This window comes from Natrarchaeobius oligotrophus, from assembly GCF_003841465.1.
Classification (GTDB): domain Archaea; phylum Halobacteriota; class Halobacteria; order Halobacteriales; family Natrialbaceae; genus Natrarchaeobius; species Natrarchaeobius oligotrophus.
Window position 1 is genome coordinate 105,203 of the sequence record NZ_REFZ01000003.1, and the last position, 25,273, is coordinate 130,475.

Sequence of the window (25,273 nt, forward strand, 5' to 3'; positions counted from 1 at the left end):
AGATCGACGCCGCCCGTCCTAATCGTTGGGTTCGCGCACGTGCCGGGTCGGATGAACCGATCGGGCGGTCGGACGAAACACTCAACCCGAGCGCGGTCGACGTCCCGGCCGTGTCGGTCGCGTCAGTGAGGCGGGCCCTGTACGCCCGGCTGCGGCGGCTGTTTCTCGGCGGCTACTACCGCCTGGTCCACCAGAACTACGACCGGGAAGTACTCGCCACCCGACAACGGACGCTCGGCGGGACCGTCCGCAGCTACGAACTCTACAACCGCCACGGGCGCGACGAGATGCTCGCCGCGGTCGAGTCCCACTGCGGCCCGGAGAGCGTCGTCTACGACGTCGGCGCGAACGTCGGCGTCTACGCGCTCGCACTCGCCGCGGGTGAGCCGGATCGCCGGATCGTCGCGGTCGAACCCGCACCGACTGTCGCCGATCAGTTGACGGCGAACGTTCGGGTCAACGGCTTCGGGGACCGAATCGCGGTTCGGCGCTGCGGACTCGGGGACGAGTCGGGCGAGCGCGACTTCTACGTCTCGACGTACACGGAGCTTTCGGGGTTCGACCGCGCGAGCGCGAGCCGCTGGGAGGCGTCCGTCGCGGCGGTGGAACCGGTCCAGGTCGATCGTCTCGACGACCTCGTCGCCGAGACGTCGCCGCCGGACGTCGTCAAGATCGACGTCGAAGGCGGTGGCGCGTCCGTCCTCCGGGGCGGCCGGGACACCCTGGAGCGCCACCGGCCGACGATCGTACTGGAGCCCCACAGCGACGGGCTCGACGGTACCGAACCGACGGCCTGTCGAACCCTGCTGACGGATGCGGAGTACGAGATCACCGAGCGCGACGACTTCTGGGTGGCCGAGCCGGCGACGTCACCGTGACGGACACCGACGAACCGTTCGACCGACCCGAAGATGCTTTGGGCGCGCCGTCGAAGACGGAGCCGATGGAAATCACCGGCTGGGCGTCGACGGAGAGCGTGTCGGGCCTCGAGTGGCTCGCCGTGGCTCTCGCCGGGATCACCGGAGGTATCCACCTGGTGCTCGGATTCGCGTTCCTCCCGGATCCGATCGCGGTGGCGTTCGTCCTCGCGGGGCTCGGGTTCGCCGGCGCGCTCGCGCTCTTTCTTCTCGAGATCCGTCGACGGCTGCTCTACGCGCTGGGCGTCCCGTTCGTCGCCGCCCAGATCGCCGCCTGGCTCGCCATCGCCCGGCCGGCGGGCGTCGGCGACGTCGGACCGCTCGAAGCCGTCGACAAGGTCGTACAGGTGACGCTGATCGTCGTGCTGCTCGGATTGCTCGCCCGTGACTCCTGACGACCGATCCGCGAGCGGCGAGTTCGAGACTCGAAAACGGGTGGTTCCGAGCCGGTTCGACGCTCGGATCGGTCGGTGGCTCGAGGCGACGGCGGGGCTCGTCGCGCTCACCGCGCTCGTCGCCGGTGCGATCGCCGTCGCGTGGCATCCCGCCCGGACGGCCGCGTTCGGCGGTTCGCTCACCCTCGCGGTCGTCGTCGTGGCGATCGTAACCGGCGTCGCCATCGACCGGACGGCTCGAGGGGGCGATCCCGGTCCGCTCACGGTCGCCTCGTGGATCACGGTGACGCGCGGAGCGCTCCTCGCGTGTTTCGTCGGCGCGTTCTGGAGTACGACGGTCGTCCCGGAAAGCGGAGTCGAGACGCTGACTGAGTACGGAGAACGAACGGCTGAAACCGACGCGTGGCTGCCCGCCGTCCTCTTCGCGGCGGTCGGACTCCTCGACGCCGTCGACGGGATGGTCGCCCGGACGACCGGTGCAGTGACCGACCTCGGCGCGCGTCTCGACGCCGAACTCGACGGGCTCACGGCGCTCGCGGGCTCCGTCGCCGTGGTCGCACTGGGCGCTGCGTCGGTCGCGTTTCTGGCGGTCGGGGCCGCCCGGTACCTCTACGTCGGGAGCCTGTGGTGGCGACGTCGCCGCGAGCGCCCGGTTCGCGATCTGCCCTCGAGTCGGGTTCGAGCGCCGCTGTCGGCGGCCGTTCTGGTATCGATCTGGCTCGCCGTGTCGCCGATCACGACCGCACAGCAGTCGGTCCTCCTCACCGCCTTGGTCGCCGTGCCGTTCCTGGCGAACTTCCTGTGGGACTGGCTCGCGGTGACGGCGCGCGTCTCGCGGTGAGTTCGAGTTTCGGCGCGGGCGAGTTCACACAATACCCAAGTGTTCGCGGGTGGACGAGTCGGTCGAGTGAACAGTTACGATCGAGAGGCGGACGAGCCGGCCGCCGAGGAGCGGGCCGAGTCGCGAACGGTCACGTTCACCGGCCCCCGAACCGTCGAGGTCGAACACGGATCCGTGCCCGAACCCGGTCCGGAAGAGGTCCTCGTCGAGGCGGCCGTGTCGGCCATCAGCGCCGGCACCGAAGGGCTGCTGTACCGCGACGAGGCGCCGACCGAGCTGCCCGCGGACGAGTCGATCGACGCCCTGTCTGGGGACCTGTCCTACCCGCTCGCCTACGGCTACGCCGTCGTCGGTCGCGTCCGAGCCGTCGGTGCGGACGTCTCCGGCTCGTGGCTCGATCGTCGCGTCTTCGCGTACAATCCCCACGAGAGTCACTTCACCGCCAGACCGGCGGACCTCGTCCGGGTGCCGGACGGCGTCGGAACGGAGACCGCGGCCCTGCTCGCGAACGTGGAGTCGGCCGTCACGTTCCTGCTCGACGGCGAGCCGTTGCTCGGCGAGCGGGCGGTCGTCCTCGGTCAGGGCGTCGTCGGCCTGTTGACCACGGGACTGCTCGCCCGGACGCCCCTCGAGTCGCTCGTCACCGTCGATCGCCACGAGAGCCGGCGCAGCCTCTCCGAACGGCTCGGGGCCGACCGGTCGATCCCGCCTCTCGACGACGATGCGGCGGCGGCGCTTACGTCGGTCGGTGCCGATCGGGCGGATCTGACCTACGAACTGACCGGCAGTCCGGACGCCCTCGACGACGCGATCGCGATGACGACCTACGACGGACGGGTGATCGTCGGCTCGTGGTACGGGCGCAACTCCGTCTCGCTCGACCTCGGCGGGCGTTTCCACCGCGAACGGATCGACGTCCGCTCGAGTCAGGTGAGCACGATCGCACCTCGTCACCGGGGGCGGTTCGATCGCGATCGACGCCACGAGATCGCCTGGCGCTGGCTGGAACGCCTGGAACTGGACCCGTTGATCACCCACCGCGTTCCGGTCGACCGAGCGGGCGAGGCCTACCGCCTGCTCGACGAGCGACCGACGGAGGCGCTGCAAGTGCTGTTGACGTACGACGACGCTCGGTGAGGGCCACCGTTTATGGTCAGTTCTCCTGTAGGTAAGATCATGTACACCGTGTCGGTTTCGCGATCGTTCGTCGCCCAGCACTTCCTCACGGTTCCCGATCCCGGCCCCGAAGGCGAGCTCCACTCTCACCACTACTCCCTCGAGGTGACGGCCGGCTCGCCCGACCTCGACGCGTACGGGTACGTCGTCGACATCGACGACCTGACGGCGGCCGTCGACGACGTCACCGACGAGTTCCGCGATCGAACGCTCAACGACCAGTCCGCCTTCGACGGACTGAATCCGAGCGTAGAACACTTCGCCCGCGTCGTCGCCGACCGGCTGGCTGCGGATGCCCGGATACCGTCGGACCGGGTACGCACTCTTCGGGTCGCGATGGACGAAGACGACGTCGCACGCGTGAGCTACGAACGGGAGTTGGCCGCGGGGCCGATCTAGCGGGCGTGGTGATCCGTGCACGTCGGACTCGTCGTCTACGGCGGCCTCGAGGAAACCTCCGGCGGCTTTCGCTACGACAGGCGACTGGTTGCACACCTCGAGCGGCGAGACGACGACGTAGAGGTCGTCGCGTTGCCGTGGCGATCGTACCCGCGGCACTTGCTCGACGGGTTCTCGCCATCGATCCGAACGCGGCTCGATCGACCGTTCGACGTGCTCGTTCAGGACGAACTCTGTCACCCGTCGCTGTGGCGTCACGTCGACCGACTCGACCGGCCCGCGGCGGTCGTCTCGCTCGTCCACTTGCTTCGATCCGGCCGGTCGGAGCGATCGCGACATCGGCTCGATCCGCGGCGAATCGTGGACGCGAGCGTCGAACGTCGCTATCTCCGGGGCGTCGACGCGGCGATCTGTACGAGCCGCGATACGCGCGACCGGGTCGCCGAACTCGCCGACGTGCCGACGCTCGTCGCACCGCCCGGTGGACGCGCCGAGGGACCCGCACTAGACGACGACCGAGTCGAGACGCGTGCACGGACGATCCATCCGCTTCGGATCGCATTCCTCGGAAACGTGATTCCGAGAAAAGGGCTCCCGACGCTCCTCGAGGGGCTTCGCCGGGCAGACTGCGCCTGGAACCTCACCGTCGTCGGGAGCCTCGAGACCGATCCCGCCCACCGGGAGTCGGTGCTCTCGACGGTGCGCGAGTCCGGCCTGGACGACCGCGTCACGCTCACCGGGGAGGTGACCGACGAGGAGTTGGAGCCGATCCTCGAGCGCCAGCACGTCCTCGCAGTTCCGTCGACCTACGAGGGGTTCGGGATGGCCTACCTCGAAGCGATGGAGTACGGCGTCGTCCCGATCGCGAGCGCGGTCGGCGGAGCCGGCGAGTTCGTCGAGCACGGCCGGAACGGCTACCTCGTCGAGCCCGGCGCGGCGGGCGCGATCGCGGATATCGTCGACCGACTGGCGGCAAATCGCGACGAGCTCGCGGCGCTCGGCGCGAACGCCCTCGAGACGGCCGCGTCCCATCCGACGTGGGAGGAGTCGATGGCGTCCGTTCGGCGATTTCTCAAGGAGCAGGCCACACGGAAGCGGCGGGATCGGTCGTCCGGAACGCCGAGTGGCGGACGGCTCGAGCGTGGATCGCACAGGGGTGATCGCTCGTGAGCACGTTCCACGCATATCTCGAAGCCAGGCGACCGGTCGACGATCGGGCGCTCGACGACCGCGCGTTCGAGGCGTTCGCGGACGGACTGGCGGCGCGCTCGACGGGGACCGACGAGCCGCTTCGGATCGTCGAGGTCGGCGGCGGCGTCGGGACGATGATCGCCCGTCTCGTCGAACGGAACGCGCTGTCCGGGCCGGTCCGGTACCGGTTGATCGACCGCGACGCGGACGCCGTCGACCGGGCGCGGGAGCGACTGCCCGACTGGCTCGAGGCGGCCGGCTGTACCGTCGAGCGGACCTCGACGGGGCTGGTGGCGCGCTCGAGCCGTCCCCGATCCGGAGCGACGGACGCTCCGTTCGGGCTCGAACTCGAGGTGACCTTCGAAATCGGCGACGCCTTCGCCGCCTCGATCGATCGAGGGGCCGACGCCGTGATCGGTTCGGCGGTCTTCGACCTCGTCGACCTCGACCGGGCGCTGCCTTGGGTCGCCTCGGTACTCGAACCGGACGGGCTCCTGTACGCGCCGCTGACCTACGACGGCGCGACCGGATTCGCGCCCGTGGACCCGTTCGACGACCGCCTCGAGGAGTTCTACCACCGCCACATGGACGAGGTTCGGGACGAGCCGGGTGGAAGCCGGGCCGGCAGACGGCTCGTGGGGGCGCTCGAGGGCGACGACCTGTCCGAGGTGCTCGCGGTCGGCGGATCGGACTGGGTCCTGCGACCGCACGATCGACCGCCCTCCGTCGAGTCGGCCGAGCGAGTCGTCCTGGGCCACGTACTCGAGACGATCGACGACGCGCTCGCGGATTGTTCGGCGGACGCGATCGATCCGCGCGACCGACGCCGGTGGCTCGACCGGCGAGAAGACGAACTCGAGGCCGGCGAACTCACGGGATTCGCGCGTCACGTCGACGTGCTCGCTCGGGCCGACTCGACTGGCCGCGACGACCGGTCGTGACGGGACGCGTCTCGCTCGACTGGTTAGTATCCTAACGTTCTTTACGATTGGTTTCGAACGAGTAAGCGCGCACGAAAGTGCGCAGAGCCGGAGCGCTCTGCTTGGAGGCGGACACTCCGGCTCGAGCGACTCCCGCGTAGCGGGAGCAAATCACGATTGACACCCCCGAAATAAAGACCTGCCGACGTCCGCTCGAGCCGATCACGGACTGGTCCGGGTCTCGAGTCGATCCGCTCTCCGCTGCGTCGGATGCGGACACCACCACGACGCATGCCTACACCAGCGACTATCCACTGCGACTGCGGTACCGACCTCCGATCAGAACCGACCGACGGCAGGGTCTCCTGTCCGGACTGTGAATCAGCGTTCGCCGTGAGGATCGTCGAACTGCCTCGAGCGCACGACGACTCGAGTCCGTTCTCCGGCACGCACTCGACCCGCGGTCCGTGAGGAACGCGGTCGAGTCGGATTTTCGGTGCGCTCGAGAGACTCGCCCGCAACCGGACCGAGGAGTTTTGTTTGTACAGTGGTGTGCAAGCGAGGAAATCGACAATCTAAACGACTTCTCCGCGCGCGACATTCATCGCTTCCGAGTTAAGCGGCAAAACGAGGACGAACTTGCAACGGCGTCGATGAAGGGACAGTTAGCAACGTTGCGTGTCTTCCTCCGGTTCTGTGTGAGTATCGATGCAGTGCAAGCAGAACTCGACGGGAAAATCATCCTGCCGACTACCACAGCTGACGACGCACGCGACGAGTTACTCAGCAGGGATCGCGCTCAAAAGATCCCGGACCACCTCGAGTGCGGCGGGCTTCGCGAGCGCAGTCCGGACAACTCGTCGCGGGAACGGACCCGTCACACCGCTCACACTCGGTAGAATCGACGAGTCGGCTCATCGGGAATCACCGTCGCGGTCACTACCCGCGCTCTATTTTCGGAACCGTTCCCCGCAGTCGGTACACTCGCCGTAGTTCCCGATACGGAGGATTCGACCGTCACAGAACGGACAGCGGAGTTCCTCGCGTTTCTCGTCCCACAGTTCGTAGTTCTCTGGGGGAACAGTACCGTCACTCGACATTCCGATCGCCTTCCGTGTGTACTGATCGATGATCGAGTAGATGCCTGTTATCAGATAGTTGTAGAGAGGTGGTTCAACATCGTTATCCGCGTTCGGGAGGTAGTATAGAGTATGAATCCCTCCACACAACCTGTCGACCAACCCCCACCTCGGAAGACGACGCTCTATTGCTTCAATTGCGGTCACGAAAGCACCGTCGACGGAGACTGGGAGATTCGAAAGTACGGTAGGTGCGCTGACTACGACTGTCCCGAGTGCAAAACGACGATTACCACCCGTCCACGTACGTCGGACACCCTGACCGCAGGTAACGGAGTCTCCTGCTATTGTTCGGGGGACTAATTTTCGGCGGTCGCGTTCAGTATCACTCGTAGAGTTGACGCTCACGCGGTTTCACCTCGATTCTCGAGGGCACGGTGAACGTCGGCGGCGTCGGCCTGGTGAGCTGAATGGACAATCGGCGTTCGACTTCCGACGTCGTACAACTCGCTTGCAGGGACGAACAGCGGTTTACGCATCCGGCTCACCCCCCGGAGTGTGACGCTGTACCTACTGAGCGTTCACATGCGTGCCCTTCCTCGTTGAACCCACACCCAGTCCGACGTGGCGCGATCACTCATTTTCTGTAATCTGACGTTCCCGAGAGCGTTGTGAGCGATCGGATGGATGCCAGCGAAGCAGTTCTTGACCGCCACTATGACCAGCGATCAGAACGCGAAAAGCTACGACAGCGACGACGCTACCTCCCCGAAAATTAAGTGCATGAACTGAAGCGATTCAATGGCTACCCTACGATTTTACCAATTTGCGACCTTGCTGATCGGTGTGGCGCTATTTGCAGTTGGCGTGCTCGGCCTTACGAGCAGCCTCTCGATACAGACGATATTGATGCTACTGATCCTCACTGCGGTGTCATTGGTGTCGTTTTATTTTGGACAAACTTCTGCGTCCCAATACCGCCAGTGATCAAAACTATCCGTTATGTGTAAATGTAAACTGACCGCCCATCCGCGTCGGTACTTTATGTGCTTGCGTCCTATCGAGACGTATGCCCGAGGCGACTCGCCCGTGTCCTGAGTGTCGGAACGACGCAAAGCAAGTGTACACGGAAACGGTTCGGAATATGCTACATCCATTTACGAACCAAGAGGTCGAAGACGAACCGCAATATCGTCTCTGCCAAACGCAGGACTGTGAGGTCGTGTACTTCTCCGACGAAATCGACCAACAGTTCGAGACAGATAATGTACGGGTTCCAGTAAACTTCAAACTCAATAGTGACGAGCGTCCGTATCCGCTGTGCTACTGTTTCGGGTACGGGAAAGAGGACGTAGCTACCGAGCTCGACCAGACGGGCGAAAGTAGCGTCGTCGAGTGGATTACCGAACGGGTTCAGGCCGAAGAATGTGCCTGTCGGTGGAAGAATCCTCGGGGTGGCTGTTGTCTCAGTGACGTACGCAATGCCGTCGAAGAGTTCCAGTAACGGCCCGATATGTGAGTTCTCTGTACTGAACGGTTGGGGACTCGGTTTGCAGGCAATCACTATTCATCTCTCCGTGGGCGCTCGTGATACTGTGAGACGGATCTACCGAATTAGAGCGTGTCAAATGAGTTGATCACGTCACTTGTCGAATAGGTCTCGACCAGATTCTGTTCGTCGAAGTCAGAATCGTCGCTCCAGATGGCAGCATCGTTGGCGATCGCACACGCGAGGTACAAGACATCGTCGGGGTCGGTATCTCCGATCGCCGATTCCGCTGTCTCGATAGCCGGATAGAAGTCGTCGGCAGGGACGACCTCAATGTACTGAAACAGGAGGTCGATAAATTGTGCCACTCGATCCGGTTCGAGTCCGGATTTCTCTACGATTAGGTCTTCGTAGTTCTCTACTTCGTCGTGGACAAACGCTGGCGTCAAGAGATCCGGTTCAAGTGTAACGATGAGTTCCCGCGTTTTCGAATCAGCGATGAGTGCAGAGATGACGACGTTGGCGTCGATGACCAGCTTCATTCGTCGAGTCTACTCCGATTCTTCTTCGACGCGCTTGCGTCCACGTTCGTTGATCCTATCGGCGATTTCCTGAACGTCGCGCTCGGTGAGTTCGCTCTCGCTGGTGAGTTCGTCCATCATTTCGAGCGCCTCGATCTTCTCCTGGATGGCCTGTCGCGTGACCTCGCTCCAGTTGATCTCTGGATGCTGTTCCATTCGCTCTTTGAGGTCGTCGTCCACGTTAACCGTGATACTGGGCATACAGGAATCTATGCAGACACAGAATACTGTGTCTTCCGGTGCGTCCGTTTCCTTGCACGCAGAAGTCTCACGGCACAAAAACCAATCCGTTCGACAGTCGAACTGGATCCGCTGTTCGCGTTTTGTCCGAATCCAGGTACTGTGAACTCGAATTCCGGTAGTACCATCGCTCACGAATAGCCGATCACGACAACAGGTTGCGTATTCCAGTCCGCGTTTTACTGGATAGGTTGGTGGGATCATAGAACGATGGTGGATAACCCAACACGACGGCAGATGCTCTGTGCGACTGGTGCGGCGAGCACGGCCGGATTCGCGGGCTACGTGACCGTCGGTACACAGGACGACGAGGATCAGGACGAAGATACCGAATTCAACGCCGTGGACGTCATGTTCGTACGGATGATGATTCCCCATCACGAGGGAGCGATCCAGATGGCCGAACTCATCCCGGAGAGAACCGACCGGGAGGAATTGCTCGATCTTCGGACAGGGATCATCGAGGAGCAAGAAGCAGAGATCGATCTCATGTGTGAATTACTCAACGATGCTAACGTCGCCGGTTGTGACGAGGTGGGGAGTATGATGCCCCATGAGATGGGAGGGATGATGCGCGGCGACGGGATGGGGAACGGGATGCACGATAACGATGACGAGATGCACGACGATGAGATGGGTAACGGAATGCACGACGACGATGAGATGGGTAACGGAATGGGTCCCGACGAGATGGAGGAGATGATGCCGCGAGAGCACATGATGACCCACGACGACAGGCGTGAACTCCGTCGCGCCGAAAACGAGGAGTTCGATTGCCTGTTCGCCGAACACATGATCCGCCACCACGAAGGTGCCGTCGCAATGTCAGAACACGTCTTGGACGAAGGTGAATCCGAGCGCGTTGCCGACCTGTCGGATGATATTATCGATGCCCAGCAGGAAGAGATTGAACTGATGGAGGAGTGGCGAGACGACTGGGATTGTTGATTTACAATCCTCAACTTGGTCTCGTTCGGAGGTGTTTCTGTCCTTTCAAGGAGATAACACACCCAATAATTAGAATTCTGTGTGACGAACAACAAGAACAGCGGCCGTCAACGAATCGTTCCGTTCGTCCCTCGCGGACGTCTCTCCAGTGAAGGACCCGACGACTCCGGAGAACGGCTGCAAGGGAGGCACTACCCATGTCACAATACGATCCCGCGGACACGCCCGATTCGAATCACGTCCACGAAGAGCAATCACGCGATGAAAAGCCGACCGACCGTGATTGCCCGTGCTGTCGAGTCTGTGGACTGACCGCCGAGAGGGCCGACCGTTCTGAAAAGCCGCCGGCTCGACACGAATCTCGTGAGGAACAGCATGCGGAACACGCTCACGAGCCGTCTGACCACGCACACGAAGATCACGCTGACCACGATCACGAGGCGCACGTCGATCACGCCGGTCACGAGGAGATGTTCAAGCAGCGCTTTTTCGTCTGCCTCGTGCTCTCACTCCCGGTGTTGTACTACAGCCCAATGCTCCAGGAGTGGTTCGGCTACGCCGCCATAACGTTCCCCGGGAGTCAGTTCGTCGGGCCGGTTCTTGGTACGATCGTCTTCCTCTACGGCGGGATTCCGTTCCTGCGGATGGGTGCAGTCGAGGCGCGGAACCGCGAACCGGGGATGATGCTGTTGATCTCGCTGGCCATCACCGTCGCGTTCGTCTACAGCGTCGCGGCGGTCGCGTTCGGGATCGGTGAGCCGTTCTTCTGGGAACTCGTCACGCTGATCGTCATCTTCTTACTCGGCCACTGGATCGAGATGCGCAGCGTCCGACGCGCCTCGGGCGCGCTCGACGAGTTAGCCGAGCTGATGCCGGACACAGCCGAACGGATCACCGAGGACGGTGGGACCGAAGAAGTCCGCGTTGACGACCTCACTGAAAACGACCTCGTGCTCGTGCGACCGGGTGCGAACGTTCCCGCTGATGGCGTCGTCGAGGAGGGCGAGTCGAACGTTAACGAGGCGATGGTCACCGGCGAGTCCCGGCCGGTCAAGAAAGAACCGGGCGACGAGGTGATCGGCGGGACAACCAACCGCGACGGTAGCCTCCGGGTGCGCGTGACCGCGACGGGCGAGGAGACGACGCTTTCGGGCATCATGCGGCTGGTCGAGGAGGCCCAGCAGAGTAAATCACGGACGCAGGTGCTCGCCGATCGAGCGGCGGGCTGGCTGTTCTACGCCGCGATTGCGGTGGCAGCTGTCACTGCCGTCGGGTGGACCGTCGCTGTCGGGTTCGGATTGACAGTTGTGGAACGGGTCGTCACCGTACTCGTGATCGCCTGTCCACACGCACTGGGACTTGCCGTTCCACTGGTCGTCGCCATCAACACGACGATGGCAGCGCGCAACGGGATGCTCATCCGTGATCGGATCGCCATGGAAGAGGCACGTAACCTCGATACGATCGTCTTCGACAAGACGGGGACCCTCACGAAAGGGGAACAGGGGGTCGTCGATGTGGCCACGACTGACGACTGGGATGAAGACGAGTTGCTGGCAGTGATGGCTGCCGCCGAAGGCGACTCCGAACACATGATCGCGGAGGCGATCCGTGAGGAGGCCGATGAACGAGGGCTTTCCGTACCAAGTGTGCGAGAGTTCGAGGCGCTCGAAGGCCGCGGGGTCCGTGCGACCGTTGAAGTCGAAGCGGCGGCGACTCCCGGCGTGGACAGGGATAGCGTGCGAGACGGCGAGACGGTCCACGTCGGTGGACCCAACCTGCTACGCTACCTCGATGTTGAACCGGACACCGACCTCAAAGCGTTCGCAGACGAGGCTGGGGAACGCGGCCAGGGAGTCGTCTACCTGCTTCGAAACGGCGAGGCCGTGGGCGCAGTCGCGCTCGCGGACGTGATCCGCGACGAGAGTTTCGAGGCGATCGATGCGCTCCACGAGATGGACGTCGAGGTTGCGATGCTCACCGGCGATACGGAAGACGTCGCCCGCACCGTCTCCGAGGAACTCGACATCGACACGTACTTCGCCGAAGTCCTTCCGGAAGACAAGGACAAGAAAATCGTCGAACTCCAAGATCAGGGTAAACTGGTAGCGATGGTTGGCGACGGGGTGAACGATGCACCCGCACTGACGCGTTCTGACGTCGGCATTGCGATTGGCTCGGGGACTGACGTTGCCGTGGAATCCGCTGATGTCGTCCTCGTGGAGAACGATCCGCGAGACGTCGCACACCTCGTGCAGTTGAGCCGGAAGAGCTACCGGAAGATGCGGGAGAACCTCGTGTGGGCGGCCGGCTACAACGTGTTCGCGCTGCCGCTCGCTGCTGGCGTGTTGGCTCCGATCGGCATCCTACTTTCACCAGCTATCGGTGCCGTCCTGATGTCGGCGAGTACTGTTATCGTCGCAATCAACGCCCAACTCCTGCGAGGGGCTGATCTCACAGTATGAGTTGGCCTCCGATCAGTAGCTTACTGGCGAAGAAGACCGTTGAGAGACGGTGAGAGACGCTCACAAATTCATTAGCCGGGATGGTGTAGTACTTCCACTATACAGGCACGTATCACGACGGAATTGGAGTGTACGCCAGAACGAGCGTGGGTTGAAGTACTCCGACCCGAGTTGCTGCTGTTCGTCTCGTGGCCGCTGATGACGTTCTATCCGCTCGATCCGGAGTCGTTTCGACCGTGCTTATCGACGAACTTCCGGAGTGAGATATTGATCATAATCATATCTGATCGCACTACGTTTCCTGATGCGTGGGATTCGGGGACTAACTAACATACTTGGACAGCGTATCTCTGAATATGACAACCGATGATTCGGTAGTTCGGACGGTCCTGATCGTCATCGCTGCGATCCTGCTTTTGCCCTTCCTCATGATGGTAGTGATGATGCCGATGATGGGCGTATGGGGATGGGGACACATGTGGGACGGGAGTATGTGGAACGGCACAGGAGCCACGTGGATGTGGCTTCTCATGTCGGTGGTGCCTTTGCTCATAATTCTCGGGGCCGGGTACCTCCTGTACAGTTCGATTCGCCAGTCCAGTACTCAACAAAGTGATACTGCACTCGAAGAGCTGAGAACGGCCTATGCCCGTGGCGATATTTCGGATGAAGAGTTCGAAGAACGCCGCGAGCGACTCCAAAGCGAGGTGTAGTCTCTAGGAAAATCAGTTCAGAAGTCTCATTGATTCTTGAAAGTGGATCCAGTTTCTCAGGATCGAAGTCAGTAAATCAGACACGTGTCACCGTCCCGAATTCGGCTGGCTCAGAACCCCGCACATTTTGGATGCTCTCCTCAGGTCGAAGTATTCTGTAATCGAATAAGTGCCGTTTTTGGCCTCCTGAGTTGGTCTTACACCAAATATCTCAAACCATGGGCCCTGACGGGGAACGTCCAGAATCTTCGGGGCTCTCAGCCAGCTGTTATAGCATGCGAGAAACGCTCTTACGAGTGTTTAGAACTCGCTGTCTTCGGTCTTCAATGAGAGACCATGACAGACAACCTCGAACCACTCGCCCCAGCAGAGGGAATGCAAATGTACCTTGACGAACGACGGCACGAACTTGCGGACGCGACAATCCAATCTCACCGCTATCGTCTCAAGCAGTTCGTCCAGTGGTGTGAACAGGACGGCATCGACAACCTCAACGAATTTAGCGGGCGAGACGTCCATCGGTTCCGTGTGAAACGTAGAAATGAGGACGGGCTCGCAACAGCCAGCATGAAGGGACAGTTGGCAACCCTGAGAATGTTTCTCCGCTTCTGTGCCACGATCGATGCGGTCGAACCAGGACTCGACGAGAAGATCATTCTTCCAACGACGACCGAGGAGGATGCTCGCTCCGAATTGCTGAATCCTAAACGAGCTCAGAAGGTCCTCCAGTTTCTCGACCAATACCGCTACGCGCGTTTAGAACATGCGCTAATAGAGGTCCTCTGGCACACTGGACTTCGTATCGGCGCAGCGATTGGGCTCGATATTGGGGACTACAACGCTGACGAGCAGTATCTCACCCTCGTTCATCGGCCTGAGGAAGGTACCTCACTAAAGAATGGACGAAAGAGTGAACGACTCGTCGCACTGAGTGACCCAGTCTGCGAGGTATTAGATGACTGGCTCTCGGTCAATCATCCGGGGGTCGTTGATCAGTACGACCGAAAGCCTCTGTTTGCGACGAAAATCGATCGCTTGAGTCGGACCCGTGGTCGGACGATCATCTACCAGTACACGCGCCCGTGCGTCTACACCGATAGCTGTCCTCACGATCGAGATCTCAACAGTTGCGATGCCCTACCTACTGAGCGTTCACATGCGTGTCCTTCCTCGTTGAGCCCACACCCAGTCCGACGTGGCGCGATCACTCATTTTCTAAAATCTGACGTTCCCGAGAACGTCGTGAGCGATCGGATGGATGCCAGCGAGGCGGTTCTTGACCGCCACTATGACCAGCGATCAGAACGCGAAAAACTACGGCAGCGACGACGCTACCTTCCCGGCAATTGAGTCTGTGAACTGAATCAATTCAATGCCTATTCTCCGATTTCACCAGTTTGCGACCTTGCTGATCGGAATGGCGCTATTTGCAGTTGGCGTGCTCGGCCTTACCAGCAGCCTCTCGATACAGACCGTATTGATGCTGTTGATCCTCACTGCCGTGTCACTGGTGTCGTTTTACGTAGGTCAAATTTCCGCACCCTAATACCACAAGTGATCAGAACTATTCGTCTCATGTAGACAGGAACTGTGTGCGTAGCCTAATTGGATCTCTGAGAAACAACTAATTGTTGAGATTCATGCCATCGCGGATATCCTGTATACAATTGATCCATCGATCACAGTCCTCCTGATCTGCATTTTCACTCACCCAATTCGCAAAATCCACTTTAGCAGAAGAGCTAATTTCCACATGCTTTCTTCCGTTCCCTCTTTTCTTCCATCCGTCAACCGCAGAGTCTCCATATGCCGCAATAAATTCATCGACAATATTTGTGGAAAACAGGTCTTCTGCCTCCACATCTGCGCCTTTTCGAGGTTGCCACTTTCTGTAAGTGAATACTTCACTATTTCCCTGAAATCCGAGTTTATCAGTTAGCGTAGAGTATGCACTCTTCCCATGTTCATCGTCGTCAAGCAGAGCACATACTGCCTTTTCGTTCCCATAAATTGATTTCATTACCACGGCGTCTTTCATCGCCTCACTGGCTCCTCCCGAGTCGAGTATATGTAGGTCTCGGAGTGGGGAGTCTAAACTGCTTACTTCGGCAGCAGTTTCTAAGAACGATTTATCAGTCCAACCTTCAACGATCAGGATACCCCTGCACTCATCGTTAATGGAGTCGATGACATCTGTGGTGTCCGGAACATCATCTGCCCCTGTCAGAAGTTTCTTTGCGTTGTTTATGGCGAGCTGCCGCACTCGCTCTGTTTTGACCTGTGTCCTGCCGTCACCTGTCTTGCTTGCAGTGAATACTGCCGCATTAGTGTTGTTCGTCAGAATGAAGGGTGAGTGTGTCGTGACTAATAGACTGATATCCGATTGAGTGGTGAACGATTCAAGGTTGTGTCCCAGTTGTTCGTGCCTCTCCGGATGGAGGAATGCCTCTGGTTCCTCAACGGCGAATATTATTGATCTCCTCGATGCATCAGCAATGAACGCCATAATCATCTGAATAAGAGCGCTCCTCACACCAGTCCCCTTTGATGAAAGGGGAGTATGTACGGAGTCATCCATTTCAATAGATAGATCAGCAAGAGCTTCATCAACAGCTTTTAGATTCGGTTCAAATTCTACTTTATCAATACCCGACAAGTGCCTACCCAGCTCCTCTGTGATATACTCGTCTACTTCACCGAGAACATCCTCAGAGAGGAAATTAATATAGTCACCCCGGAGTCGCTCAGCCTCCGAAATTTCACTTCTAAACCGTTCAGACAACACACGAGTGAATAACTCGTTGAACCCTCTCTGAAGAAGACTGTCCAAGTCCTCACCGCTCTCGATATCCACTAGCCTTACTGTTTCGTGGAACTGCACAAGCGCTTTCTCAAGCAAATCTTCGTCGCCCTTGATAGCACCCTCTCCTTTCGCTTGGAATCGTTCATCGCGGCTATTTTCTTCTACACCGTATTGTACGTAGAAACGAACTCGGTCATTTTCAGCGAACGTTTCTGCGTCTTCACCGACGATAGACCGTTCGTATTCCTCGACGTATCTAAGTAGTGTTTTATACGGACCTCGCTGCCGTTCCATTTTAAAATCCAGGGTGATAGTGGGATACGCCCAATCCATCTGTTTGGGCTGATCTAAGTCCGGTTCATACTCCGGAGCACTCTCCGGCCGTAACGCTAACCTCAATGCCCGCAAAATATTAGATTTGCCGACATTATTTGGACCTACTATATAATTTCCATCAGGAGATAATTCCATAGTGAGATCTTCATACCCCTTATCATCATCCGTGTATATTGAACGAAAATTCTTGATTCGGATTCTTCTTAATCTCATTAATCGGCCTGTTGGAGGGGAGTCATATAATGTTGTATCACTGAAGCAGTTTATTAGCGGATATTACGATACCTCTTGTGAGGCACACTGGGACTTCCGTAGAGAAGCGTTGAGAACGCGTTTAAGTGCTTTCGCTCAGATGTCATATAGAATTATTTGGCTGGAAGGCTGCAACCGTAATGATTAGACCCCTAGCGTGCACCTTCTGATTCAATGCGGCGATTTGAAGCCGGGGATCGCGTACGCATTGATATCCCCGACGAAACCGATCTGGATCACGAACGGTTACACGGTTTGCATGGAACCATAGTAGACATCATTGAGGATGACGCTGGTCAGGAAACTAATGATCCGAGAGATTCGTACATTTTCTGCGTGGAAACTACGGATGGCGACGTCGTTCACCTACGATGGCGTGACCTTCGCCCTGCGTCTGAACAATAATCCAACCGGCTGTCGTTCGACGGACCCTCCGCACCACTTAAGAATCCTCAATGAACACATCTCTCGTAGATGGTCGAGAACTTTAGAGAGAAGGCTGATTTCATTTGGTCTATCGCAGACCTTCTCCGTGGGGATTACAAGCAGTCCGAGTATCAAAAAGTCATTCTGCCGCTGACGGTACTTCGTCGCCTCGACTGCGTAACGCAGCGCAACAAGGAAGACGTTTTAGAGCGCTACGAACAGCTCCAAGAACAGGGTATCGAAAACGTCGCGCCCGCATTGAAGAAGGCGTCTGGTGAGAAGGTGTACAACACCAGCGAGTACACCTTCAAGTCGCTGTGCAACGACCCCGACCAGATTGCTAGTAACCTTCAGTACTACATCAACTCGTACGACGAGGAGACGAAGGAAATCTTCGATAAGTTCGATTTCGACCACCAAATTCAGCGCCTCGATGAGGCTGACCTCCTGTACCAGGTCATGAAGGAATTCAAGGAGATCGACCTGCATCCAGATGAGGTTCCCAACGAGGAGATGGGGTACATCTACGAGGAACTCGTCCGGAAGTTCAACGAACTCAGCAACGAAACAGCTGGGGAGCACTTCACTCCCCGCGAGGTTATCGAGCTAATGGTGAACCTCATTTTCGACGAGGACGACGAGGTGTTGACCGAGGAAGGTGCAGCACGTACGGTCTATGACCCTGCCTGTGGAACCGGTGGGATGCTTAGCGTGGCACAGGAACACGTACGAAGTTTTAACGAAGAAGCAAGCCTCCACGTCTTCGGCCAGGAACTGAACCCGGAGAGTTACGCCGTCTGCAACTCCGACATGCTGATCAAGGGCCAAGAACCCGGGAATATTGCGTATGGAAACTCTTTCACCGAAGATGGGTTTAAGAATGAAAAATTCGACTACATGTTGTCGAATCCCCCCTTCGGCGTTTCCTGGAAGAAAGTCAAGGACCAGATCGAAATGGAGCACGAAGAGCAAGGGTTCGGTGGCCGCTTCGGAGCGGGTACGCCGCGCGTCAATGATGGTGCCTTCCTTTTCCTCCAGCACATGATCAGCAAGATGAAATCCCCAGAGGAGGACGGTTCGCGGATTGCAATCGTGTTCAACGGCTCGCCACTGTTCAACGGAGCACCAACCAGTGGTGAATCAGCCATCCGTCAATGGATTATCAAGAACGACTTGCTGGAGGGTATTGTCGGTCTACCAAAGAACCTATTCTACAATACAGGTATTCGGACGTACATCTGGGTCCTCTCGAATAATAAGCCGGCACACCGCGAGGGCAAAGTCCAACTCATCGATGCACAGGACCTGTACGAGGAGATGGACGAGAGCCTAGGCGACAAGCGCCACAGACTCACAGAGGAACACATCAAGGAGATCACGCGCATCTTTGGCGACTTTGAGGCCAACGGGCGGTCGAAAGTCGTCGATGGTGAAGAGTTCGGATACCGGCGCATCGTCATCGATCAACCACTTCGACTCCGCTTTCAGGTCAGTGAGGAGTGTATCAAGGATCTCGACGACGAACAGGCATTCACAAATCGTGATGAGGATGTCCAAGAGCGTATTAAGGACGCTCTGTCGGAGATGGATAAGGAGAAGGTTTGGATGGACCGCGAGTCATTCCTGAACGATGTCGAGCTCCAATTGAATATGGCAGGTCTCGATGTTCGGGACAGTGTGTACAACGCCATTGAGCGCGTAATGGGTGAACATGACCCAGAAGCAGAGATCTGCCGTGATGGAAATGGCAATCCAGACTACAACAGTGATCTAAGGGAGAAAGAACGGGTTCCATTGGGAGTAGATCCTCATGACTATTTCGAGGAAGAAGTGGCTCCGTATTTAGAAAACGCTTGGATTAACGAGAGCAGTAAGTATCACGATGACAAGGACGGTAAGTTGGGAATTGTCGGTTACGAAATTAACTTTGACCGGTTCTTTTTCGAGTACGATAATTCAGGTGGCCTTCAAGAGGTTGATAATCAATTGGATCTGATTGGGTCAGATGTAATTGATGGCATTGAAAGCTTGATCTCAGGTGATAACCGAGTTCACCAAGCAGTCACAAAAGGACTTGAAGACGATATAGAGATGAAAGAGTCTGGGGTTGGCTGGATTGGTGAAGTCCCTGAACATTGGGATGTCGTCAGAACTCGCTTTATTGCTAGGCTGGAATCAGGCCACACTCCTGCCCGCTCCGAAGATGAATACTGGGAAGATACGGATATCCCTTGGGTGACTACTTCCGATATCAAGCCATTCCGGAAAGGAAAGAAGATTTATCTTCACGACACTGAGAACAAAATCAGCCAATTGGGTTTGGAGAACTCCGGTGCGCGACTTCTTCCAGAGGGAACAGTATTTCTCTCACGTACCGCTTCCGTAGGATTCTCCGGCATTATGGGTCAAGAGATGGCAACATCTCAGGATTTCGCTAACTGGGTATGTGGTGATGAGATTATCCCCGAATACCTTCTTTATGTTTTTCGTTCCATGGATTCGGAATTCGAACGTCTCACACAGGGCTCCACACATCAGACAATTTATATGCCTGATATCCGGTCATTCAAGACACCACTACCACCTGTTGATGAACAACGAGAGATTGTTAAACACGTCCAGGCCGAGACAGAGAAGCTCTGGGAACTCATCGAGAAGACTGAAGAAACATTAGACCTACTAGAAGAAAAACGGAAGGCATTGATCAATGCGGCAGTAACGGGTCAGATTGATGCCATCAAAGACCAAGATGACGAATTAGAGACTACCACATGAGTAAGATTCACGACGAAGGGAACTTTGAGGATTTCATTGCGTCCCACCTCGTAGAGCACGGTGGGTACGAGCGCTTGCCATCCGAGGAGTTCAACCGGGAGCAAGGTATCTTTCCGGACGTCGTCGTGTCCTTTGTCAAGGAGACGCAGCCAGAGAAATGGGAGAAGCTGGAAACCGCATACAAGGGTAACGCGCGGAAGCGATTCCTACAGGACCTCACGAGTGCGATGGAGGGGCGTGGCACACTGGAACTACTCCGTCACGGCCTTCGGACTACTGGGACGACGATCGACCTCGCGGCTTTCAAGCCGAACACCGGACTGAACCCTGAGGTCCAAGAACGCTACGAAGCGAACCGTCTGGGTGTCACGCAGCAGTTCTACTACTCGACGACAGACCCAAAGAAGAGTATTGACCTCGCGTTGAGCGTCAACGGGATTCCAGTGGCCACTGCGGAGCTGAAGAACAAGTTCACTGACCAAAGTGTTATCAACGCAAAAGCTCAGTACAAATCCGACCGCGATTCCGGTGAACCTGCACTAAAATTCAAGCGAGGCGCGCTAGTGCACTTCGCTGTTGACCAAGACGAGGTCGAGTACACGACCGAGCTGGACGGCGATGATACCCACTTCCTTCCGTTCAATAAGGGGCACGATGGTGGGGCCGGGAATCCCCCGCGGGAGGATAGTCATCGGACGGCCTACTTATGGGAAGAGGTCTGGGAGAAGGACAGCTGGATGGAGATTCTCCAACGGTTCATCCACATCGACACTGAGGAGATTAGGAAGGGCGGTGTGAAGGTAGACGAAGAGGAGACCATTATTTTCCCCCGGTACCACCAGCTGGAATGTGTTCGACAACTCGTGGACGCCGCACAGAAAAGCGGCGCTGGCGAGGACTACCTGGTTCAACACTCTACCGGAAGCGGGAAGAGCAAGTCCATCGCATGGCTCGTCCATCGACTTGTCTCACTCCATAATGATGCCGATGAGGCGGTCTTCGACGGCGTCGTTGTAGTCACGGATCGTACCGTACTTGACGAGCAATTACGGAACACGATATACGAACTGGACCACAAGACCGGTGTTGTCCACGCGATCAAAGGCGAACAGGGATCGAAGTCCCAGGAACTCGCGGAAGCTATCGAGGCTGGTAAACCAGTCATCATCACTACGCTCCAGACGTTCCCTCATGTCATCGAACACGCGAAACGACTTCCCGAACGTGATTATGCCGTTGTAGTGGACGAGGCACACAGTAGCCAGTCCGGCGAGATGGCTCATGAGATGAAGCAGATCCTCTCCGGCATCGATATCGACGAAGATGACGATGCAGAGGATCTCATCGTGAAGAGCTCAGAGACACGAGGCAATCAGGAGAACCTCAGTTTCTTCGCATTCACGGCGACGCCAAAGGGGAAAACGCTGGAAGCCTTTGGAACCGTTCCTGAGGGGGGGGACAAGCCTGAACCGTCCCATCTGTACTCGATGCGCCAAGCCATCGAAGAAGGATTTATTTTGGACGTCCTTCAGCACTACACGACGTACGATACGTTCTACAACGTAGCGAAAGTCATCAAGGAGGATCCGCAAGTTCCCCAAAAGAAGGCGGTCAAGGCAGTTTCGAAGTTCCTGAAACTGCATCCTCACAATATCTCTCAGAAGGTCGAGATCATCGTTGAGCACTTCCGCGAACACGCGCAACACAAGATCGGTGGGAAGGCAAAGGCGATGGTCGTGACGTCGTCACGCGTACACGCTGTGCGGTATAAGAAAGCGATCGACGAGTACATCGAGAAGAATGGCTACGATCTGAGTGCCCTGGTTGCGTTCAGCGGGACTGTCGAGGATGACGGCTTCGAGTACACTGAACGTGAAATGAATGACGGGATCAAGGAGTCAGAACTCCCCAGTAAGTTCGATACCCCAGAGTATCAGGTTCTCGTCGTTGCCGATAAATACCAGACGGGATTCGATCAGCCGCTTCTGCACACGATGTACGTAGATAAGAAACTCTCTGGTATCCAAGCCGTGCAGACATTGTCCCGTCTAAACCGAACTCATCCTGGCAAAGAGGATACCTTCGTCCTTGATTTCGAAAACGACCGAGAGGACATCTATGAGTCTTTCGAGCCCTATTACGAAAAGACGACTCTCGAAGAGACGACCGACCCGCAGCACATCTACCAGTTGGAGTCGGATCTGAATGCGTCTCAGATCTACACTCAACAGGAGGTAGATCAATTTGCGGAGGCGTTCTTCAGTCCGGAGAACAAGGGAACTGAGCAAGCACACGCGAAGCTAAGTAGTCTCATTCAGCCGGCACGTGACCGATTCATGGTGGCTAATGAGGAGACACAGGACGAGTTCCGTTCTCAGCTCCGTTCGTTCCTCAGGCTGTACAAGTTCCAATCACAGGTGGTGAACTATTCAGATACTACCCTGGAAAAGCTCTACACCTTCGGACGTTTCCTCTACAAGGAACTCCCACGGGATTCGCGTGAATCGAGGGTAGAGTTTAACGACGAACTCGCTCTCCAATACTATCGATTGGAAAAATCGGACGAAGGCAGTATCGAGCTTGATTCCAGCGGCGGGGGCGTATCTTCACCGACTGAAACCGGTACAGGTAGTCAAGAGGACGAGGAAGTCGAACTCTCAACAATTGTTGAGAAAATCAATGAAAAGTTGGGTACGGACTTTACGGAAGCGGACCAGCTTTTCCTCGACCAAATCAAAGAGGACGCTCTCGAAGATGACCACATCCGGCGATCGGCCCAAGTCAACAGTAGAGAGAATTTCGCGCTGGAGTTCGATGACGTATTGACCGGGATGTTCATCGACCGAATGGACCAAAACCAGGATCTTTTTGCTAAATTCATGGACAACGACGAGGTTCAAGAAGCGATAACAAAACACCTCCGCCGCGAGGTGTACAAAGAAAGCCAACAGGCTAATAGCTAATTTCGTGAATGGGATTTTCGGGTTCGGCTAAATGATATTGTCACTCCGATTGTGAGCCGGGCATCGGACTTGGCCGTTCTCGATGCTAGTTTCACCACCTTCAGCGTGCATCACAATGTGATCTGCGTCCCAATCACTCCAGTCTACCCGGGCACGCTTCTTTGCTTTCGCTTTATCATCGTTTGGACCAAGAGCCTCCAGTTCTTCTTCCAGACACTGCCCACAAATACGGTCGTCTCGAAGGAAGATAGCTACCCGTTGGGCGTGACTGAACAACCGCTGGTTGTCTAGTTCGATGATACCGGGGTCGTATTCCCAGAATTCATTCATCATGATCCAGTGACGGGCAGCAACCGGGTCATCGCTCTGCTGGCTGTTCGACTTGAATCGCAGTACAGCTCCGTCACCACTCGGTTCGTTCTCTACGCGATTATAAAACTCACGCACAAACTGCCGGATCTCGTCGTAGTGACTGGAGGTGAATCGGTAGTTACCGAATTGGAGTTCCCGAATGAGAGTGTAAAGCGTGATAATAAAGTACTCATTCTCGAAGTAGACGACCTTGCCGTCGCTGGTCATCATCTCCGCGTCTTTGAAGATGTCGTAAAGTAGGTCCAGCATCTCATCGGCTCGCTTGACAATTTTCCGATTACGGAACGCGGTTTGGTCCTCCTTCGGGTTCAGCGATCCCTTCTCACAGTCGAACAGTTGGGTAACACGAGTGCCTGTGACATATGCTGGTCCGTCAGCAATCTCAATGAGCAGGAACCGGGCAAGCAGTCCGAGGTGCTTTAGCCGGTTATTGCCATAATTGAGTAACCCAAAGAAAGGATGCCGGTTCTCGTTGTTATCAAGACTTCGGTAGTCTTCGTAGTCGAAACTGATGTCATCAGCGCGTTCAACAATGTAGTTTCGTACCGGACTCGTGATTTTTGAGTGATTCTCCTCAAGTGTATTTAGCGACTCACCTTGCTGAAGTCGCCAGAATACCTGCGTAGCAAGTCGCTGGTGCTCGGGGTTCTTAGGGTCGTTGATACCCTGAAGGATATCTACCGTGAGCGTGCAATCGTCACTAATCACGGCTTGGTCATCTTCACTGAGATCCTCATAATAGTTCCCCGCAAAGTTGCGGTCATGCCGCTCGTCAAGTTCCCGAATGCGTTGGCTGTCCGCTAATTTGTACTCGTTGTTGAGATATTCTTGGATAGCGGTGATACGTTGTTGTCCATCAACTACCTCGTACTTCTGCACCGTGTCGTGCGTGATGGAACGCAAAACGACTGGCGGGACGTACAGGTCCAGGAGGAAACTCTCCATCAGACTTTTTTGTTTTTTCCGCTTCCAGACACTCTTCCGCTGGTACGGCGGGCGCTTAATGAAGTCTTTACGAGGATTCCCGAACTGCCTGAGTTGCCAGTTCTTTTGCTGTTGAATCAGGGCATTCTCATGTTGCAGAGCCATGCTCCAGACTTACGAGACAACTACTTGAAACCTCACATTGTTTCCTATAAGCTTGCATACGTCTCTCAACGGTTGCTCCATCATTGAGGAGGTGAACGAACGCTGTCCGCCTGCTGAATACTTCCTAATCTGCGGAAGTGATGGTTGATAAGTACAAAAGTTGATGGGAAGTCCGCGCCTGGCATGTTCGTAAGATATCTGATCAAGGGTTTACAGGTCGAGAATCATGATTATCGATGGTCGTCGCAAAACATATTGGGCTGGGCGTCGGACTTACGCGGATGCCTCAGGACGTTTCCTCGTCTACGACGCGCTTAGACAGCAAAGACGCGTCAGGGAAAGTGGTGGAGCATGAGGTGAATCCCGACCGTCTTGCTGCCCTACGGGCGATCCTGGTCGAGCCAAAAGTTCGACTTCTCCAGCAAATCCTGGCAAGCCCGACGGGGGCGTTGAGCGCCGTTGAGTTAGCGGCGCGGAACGAGATTACCGAGAGCACGATCCGTGACCATTTACGCGATCTCCAGAACCAGGACCCAGAGATTGTGACGGTTCTTGAGGCTAATACCTCGCCAGTACCGAACGGGATCCCGCGAAAATACTACGCGGTCACTGAATGTGGGGTTGACCTGTTAAAACAGGTAAATCTCTATGAACAGATCGGGATTCTCTATGATATGTACGAGGCCGCTGAGTTGGAACTCCCCGACAGCGATGAGCGCCCTGTCACGATTACAAATATCGAGAAGTTCGAGCATCGCCCGTCGCCTACCTGGCTCTGACTTCTACACGCGTCCTTATCCATCAAAACCGAGTGAGTACTATATTTTTACATCTACTGACGGGGTGATTCAGTGCAAATCCTTCCGAATGAGTTCTGTTTTGTTGACTACAAACTCTTAGTCT

At 57.0% G+C, this 25,273-nt stretch carries 20 protein-coding genes and 2 pseudogenes; 17 read left to right on the forward strand and 5 right to left on the reverse strand.

What is annotated here, in order from left to right; all coding sequences use genetic code 11:
- The first annotated feature begins 110 nt into the window (after positions 1-110).
- The 8 genes and pseudogenes from EA472_RS05460 to EA472_RS23380 form a co-directional block, all read left to right on the forward strand.
- Positions 111-878 (forward strand): FkbM family methyltransferase, encoded by a 768-nt coding sequence (locus tag EA472_RS05460; RefSeq protein WP_124190508.1) that lies wholly within the window; start codon positions 111-113, stop codon positions 876-878.
- Positions 875-1,312, forward strand: a complete 438-nt coding sequence (locus EA472_RS05465; RefSeq protein WP_243637785.1) for a DUF7475 family protein — start codon at positions 875-877, stop codon at positions 1,310-1,312. Before EA472_RS05460 ends, EA472_RS05465 begins: the two co-directional genes overlap by 4 nt.
- Positions 1,302-2,153: a CDP-alcohol phosphatidyltransferase family protein gene (locus EA472_RS05470; RefSeq protein ID WP_124190509.1), complete on the forward strand. Its 852-nt coding sequence runs from the start codon at positions 1,302-1,304 to the stop codon at positions 2,151-2,153. Before EA472_RS05465 ends, EA472_RS05470 begins: the two co-directional genes overlap by 11 nt.
- Positions 2,154-2,219: 66 nt before the next feature.
- Positions 2,220-3,290 carry a zinc-dependent alcohol dehydrogenase gene (locus EA472_RS05475; protein WP_124190510.1) on the forward strand — a complete coding sequence of 357 codons (1,071 nt, stop codon included), beginning with the start codon at positions 2,220-2,222 and terminating at the stop codon, positions 3,288-3,290.
- A 39-nt stretch (positions 3,291-3,329) separates the two neighbouring features.
- Positions 3,330-3,728 carry a 6-pyruvoyl trahydropterin synthase family protein gene (locus EA472_RS05480; protein ID WP_124190511.1) on the forward strand — a complete coding sequence of 133 codons (399 nt, stop codon included), beginning with the start codon at positions 3,330-3,332 and terminating at the stop codon, positions 3,726-3,728.
- A gap of 15 nt (positions 3,729-3,743) precedes the next feature.
- Entirely contained in the window at positions 3,744-4,898 is a 1,155-nt protein-coding gene (locus EA472_RS05485) for a glycosyltransferase family 4 protein (RefSeq protein ID WP_124190512.1), read from the forward strand.
- On the forward strand, positions 4,895-5,860 hold the full coding sequence (locus EA472_RS05490; protein ID WP_124190513.1) for a class I SAM-dependent methyltransferase: 966 nt from the start codon (positions 4,895-4,897) through the stop codon (positions 5,858-5,860). The genes EA472_RS05485 and EA472_RS05490 overlap by 4 nt, the downstream gene beginning before the upstream one ends.
- Positions 5,861-6,378: 518 nt before the next feature.
- Positions 6,379-6,663, forward strand: a pseudogene (locus EA472_RS23380) (site-specific integrase); the annotation flags it as partial.
- Positions 6,664-6,789: 126 nt separating this feature from the next.
- On the opposite strand, the gene EA472_RS22375 reads toward EA472_RS23380, so the two are convergent.
- Positions 6,790-7,125 (reverse strand): hypothetical protein, encoded by a 336-nt coding sequence (locus EA472_RS22375; protein WP_165874826.1) that lies wholly within the window; start codon positions 7,123-7,125, stop codon positions 6,790-6,792.
- Between the two features lie 347 nt (positions 7,126-7,472).
- Here EA472_RS22375 and EA472_RS23510 point away from each other — a divergent pair.
- A pseudogene (locus EA472_RS23510) lies at positions 7,473-7,697 on the forward strand (site-specific integrase); the annotation flags it as partial.
- Between the two features lie 290 nt (positions 7,698-7,987).
- Positions 7,988-8,422 carry a putative iron-sulfur cluster-binding metallochaperone gene (locus EA472_RS23385; protein ID WP_165874828.1) on the forward strand — a complete coding sequence of 145 codons (435 nt, stop codon included), beginning with the start codon at positions 7,988-7,990 and terminating at the stop codon, positions 8,420-8,422.
- A gap of 110 nt (positions 8,423-8,532) precedes the next feature.
- On the opposite strand, the gene EA472_RS05520 is transcribed toward EA472_RS23385, so the two are convergent.
- Positions 8,533-8,949, reverse strand: a complete 417-nt coding sequence (locus EA472_RS05520) for a PIN domain-containing protein (RefSeq protein ID WP_124190517.1) — start codon at positions 8,947-8,949, stop codon at positions 8,533-8,535.
- A gap of 9 nt (positions 8,950-8,958) precedes the next feature.
- Positions 8,959-9,189, reverse strand: a complete 231-nt coding sequence (locus EA472_RS05525) for a hypothetical protein (protein ID WP_124190518.1) — start codon at positions 9,187-9,189, stop codon at positions 8,959-8,961.
- 249 nt (positions 9,190-9,438) lie between these two features.
- On the opposite strand from EA472_RS05525, the gene EA472_RS05530 reads away from it, so the two are divergent.
- The 4 genes from EA472_RS05530 (at position 9,439) to EA472_RS05545 (ending at position 14,704) form a co-directional block, all read left to right on the forward strand.
- Complete coding sequence (locus tag EA472_RS05530) at positions 9,439-10,176, forward strand: DUF305 domain-containing protein (protein WP_243637786.1); 738 nt, start codon at positions 9,439-9,441, stop codon at positions 10,174-10,176.
- Between the two features lie 197 nt (positions 10,177-10,373).
- Positions 10,374-12,641 (forward strand): heavy metal translocating P-type ATPase, encoded by a 2,268-nt coding sequence (locus EA472_RS05535; protein WP_124190519.1) that lies wholly within the window; start codon positions 10,374-10,376, stop codon positions 12,639-12,641.
- Positions 12,642-12,997: 356 nt separating this feature from the next.
- Complete coding sequence (locus tag EA472_RS05540) at positions 12,998-13,354, forward strand: SHOCT domain-containing protein (RefSeq protein WP_124190520.1); 357 nt, start codon at positions 12,998-13,000, stop codon at positions 13,352-13,354.
- Positions 13,355-13,690: 336 nt separating this feature from the next.
- Positions 13,691-14,704 carry a tyrosine-type recombinase/integrase gene (locus tag EA472_RS05545; protein WP_124190521.1) on the forward strand — a complete coding sequence of 338 codons (1,014 nt, stop codon included), beginning with the start codon at positions 13,691-13,693 and terminating at the stop codon, positions 14,702-14,704.
- Positions 14,705-14,978: 274 nt separating this feature from the next.
- On the opposite strand, the gene EA472_RS05550 is transcribed toward EA472_RS05545, so the two are convergent.
- Positions 14,979-16,706, reverse strand: a complete 1,728-nt coding sequence (locus EA472_RS05550; protein ID WP_124190522.1) for an ATP-dependent nuclease — start codon at positions 16,704-16,706, stop codon at positions 14,979-14,981.
- 513 nt (positions 16,707-17,219) lie between these two features.
- Here EA472_RS05550 and EA472_RS05560 point away from each other — a divergent pair.
- A complete protein-coding gene (locus tag EA472_RS05560; protein ID WP_124190524.1) occupies positions 17,220-19,946 on the forward strand; it encodes an N-6 DNA methylase in 2,727 nt (908 codons plus the stop codon).
- A complete protein-coding gene (locus EA472_RS05565; protein ID WP_124190525.1) occupies positions 19,943-22,909 on the forward strand; it encodes a type I restriction endonuclease subunit R in 2,967 nt (988 codons plus the stop codon). Before EA472_RS05560 ends, EA472_RS05565 begins: the two co-directional genes overlap by 4 nt.
- Positions 22,910-22,936: 27 nt before the next feature.
- Here EA472_RS05565 and EA472_RS05570 read toward each other — a convergent pair whose 3' ends face one another.
- Positions 22,937-24,370, reverse strand: coding sequence for a GmrSD restriction endonuclease domain-containing protein (locus tag EA472_RS05570; protein WP_124190526.1), 1,434 nt, complete (start codon positions 24,368-24,370; stop codon positions 22,937-22,939).
- A gap of 281 nt (positions 24,371-24,651) precedes the next feature.
- Between EA472_RS05570 and EA472_RS05575 the strand changes: the two genes are divergently transcribed.
- Positions 24,652-25,149, forward strand: a complete 498-nt coding sequence (locus EA472_RS05575; protein WP_124190527.1) for a hypothetical protein — start codon at positions 24,652-24,654, stop codon at positions 25,147-25,149.
- The last annotated feature ends 124 nt before the right edge of the window (positions 25,150-25,273 follow it).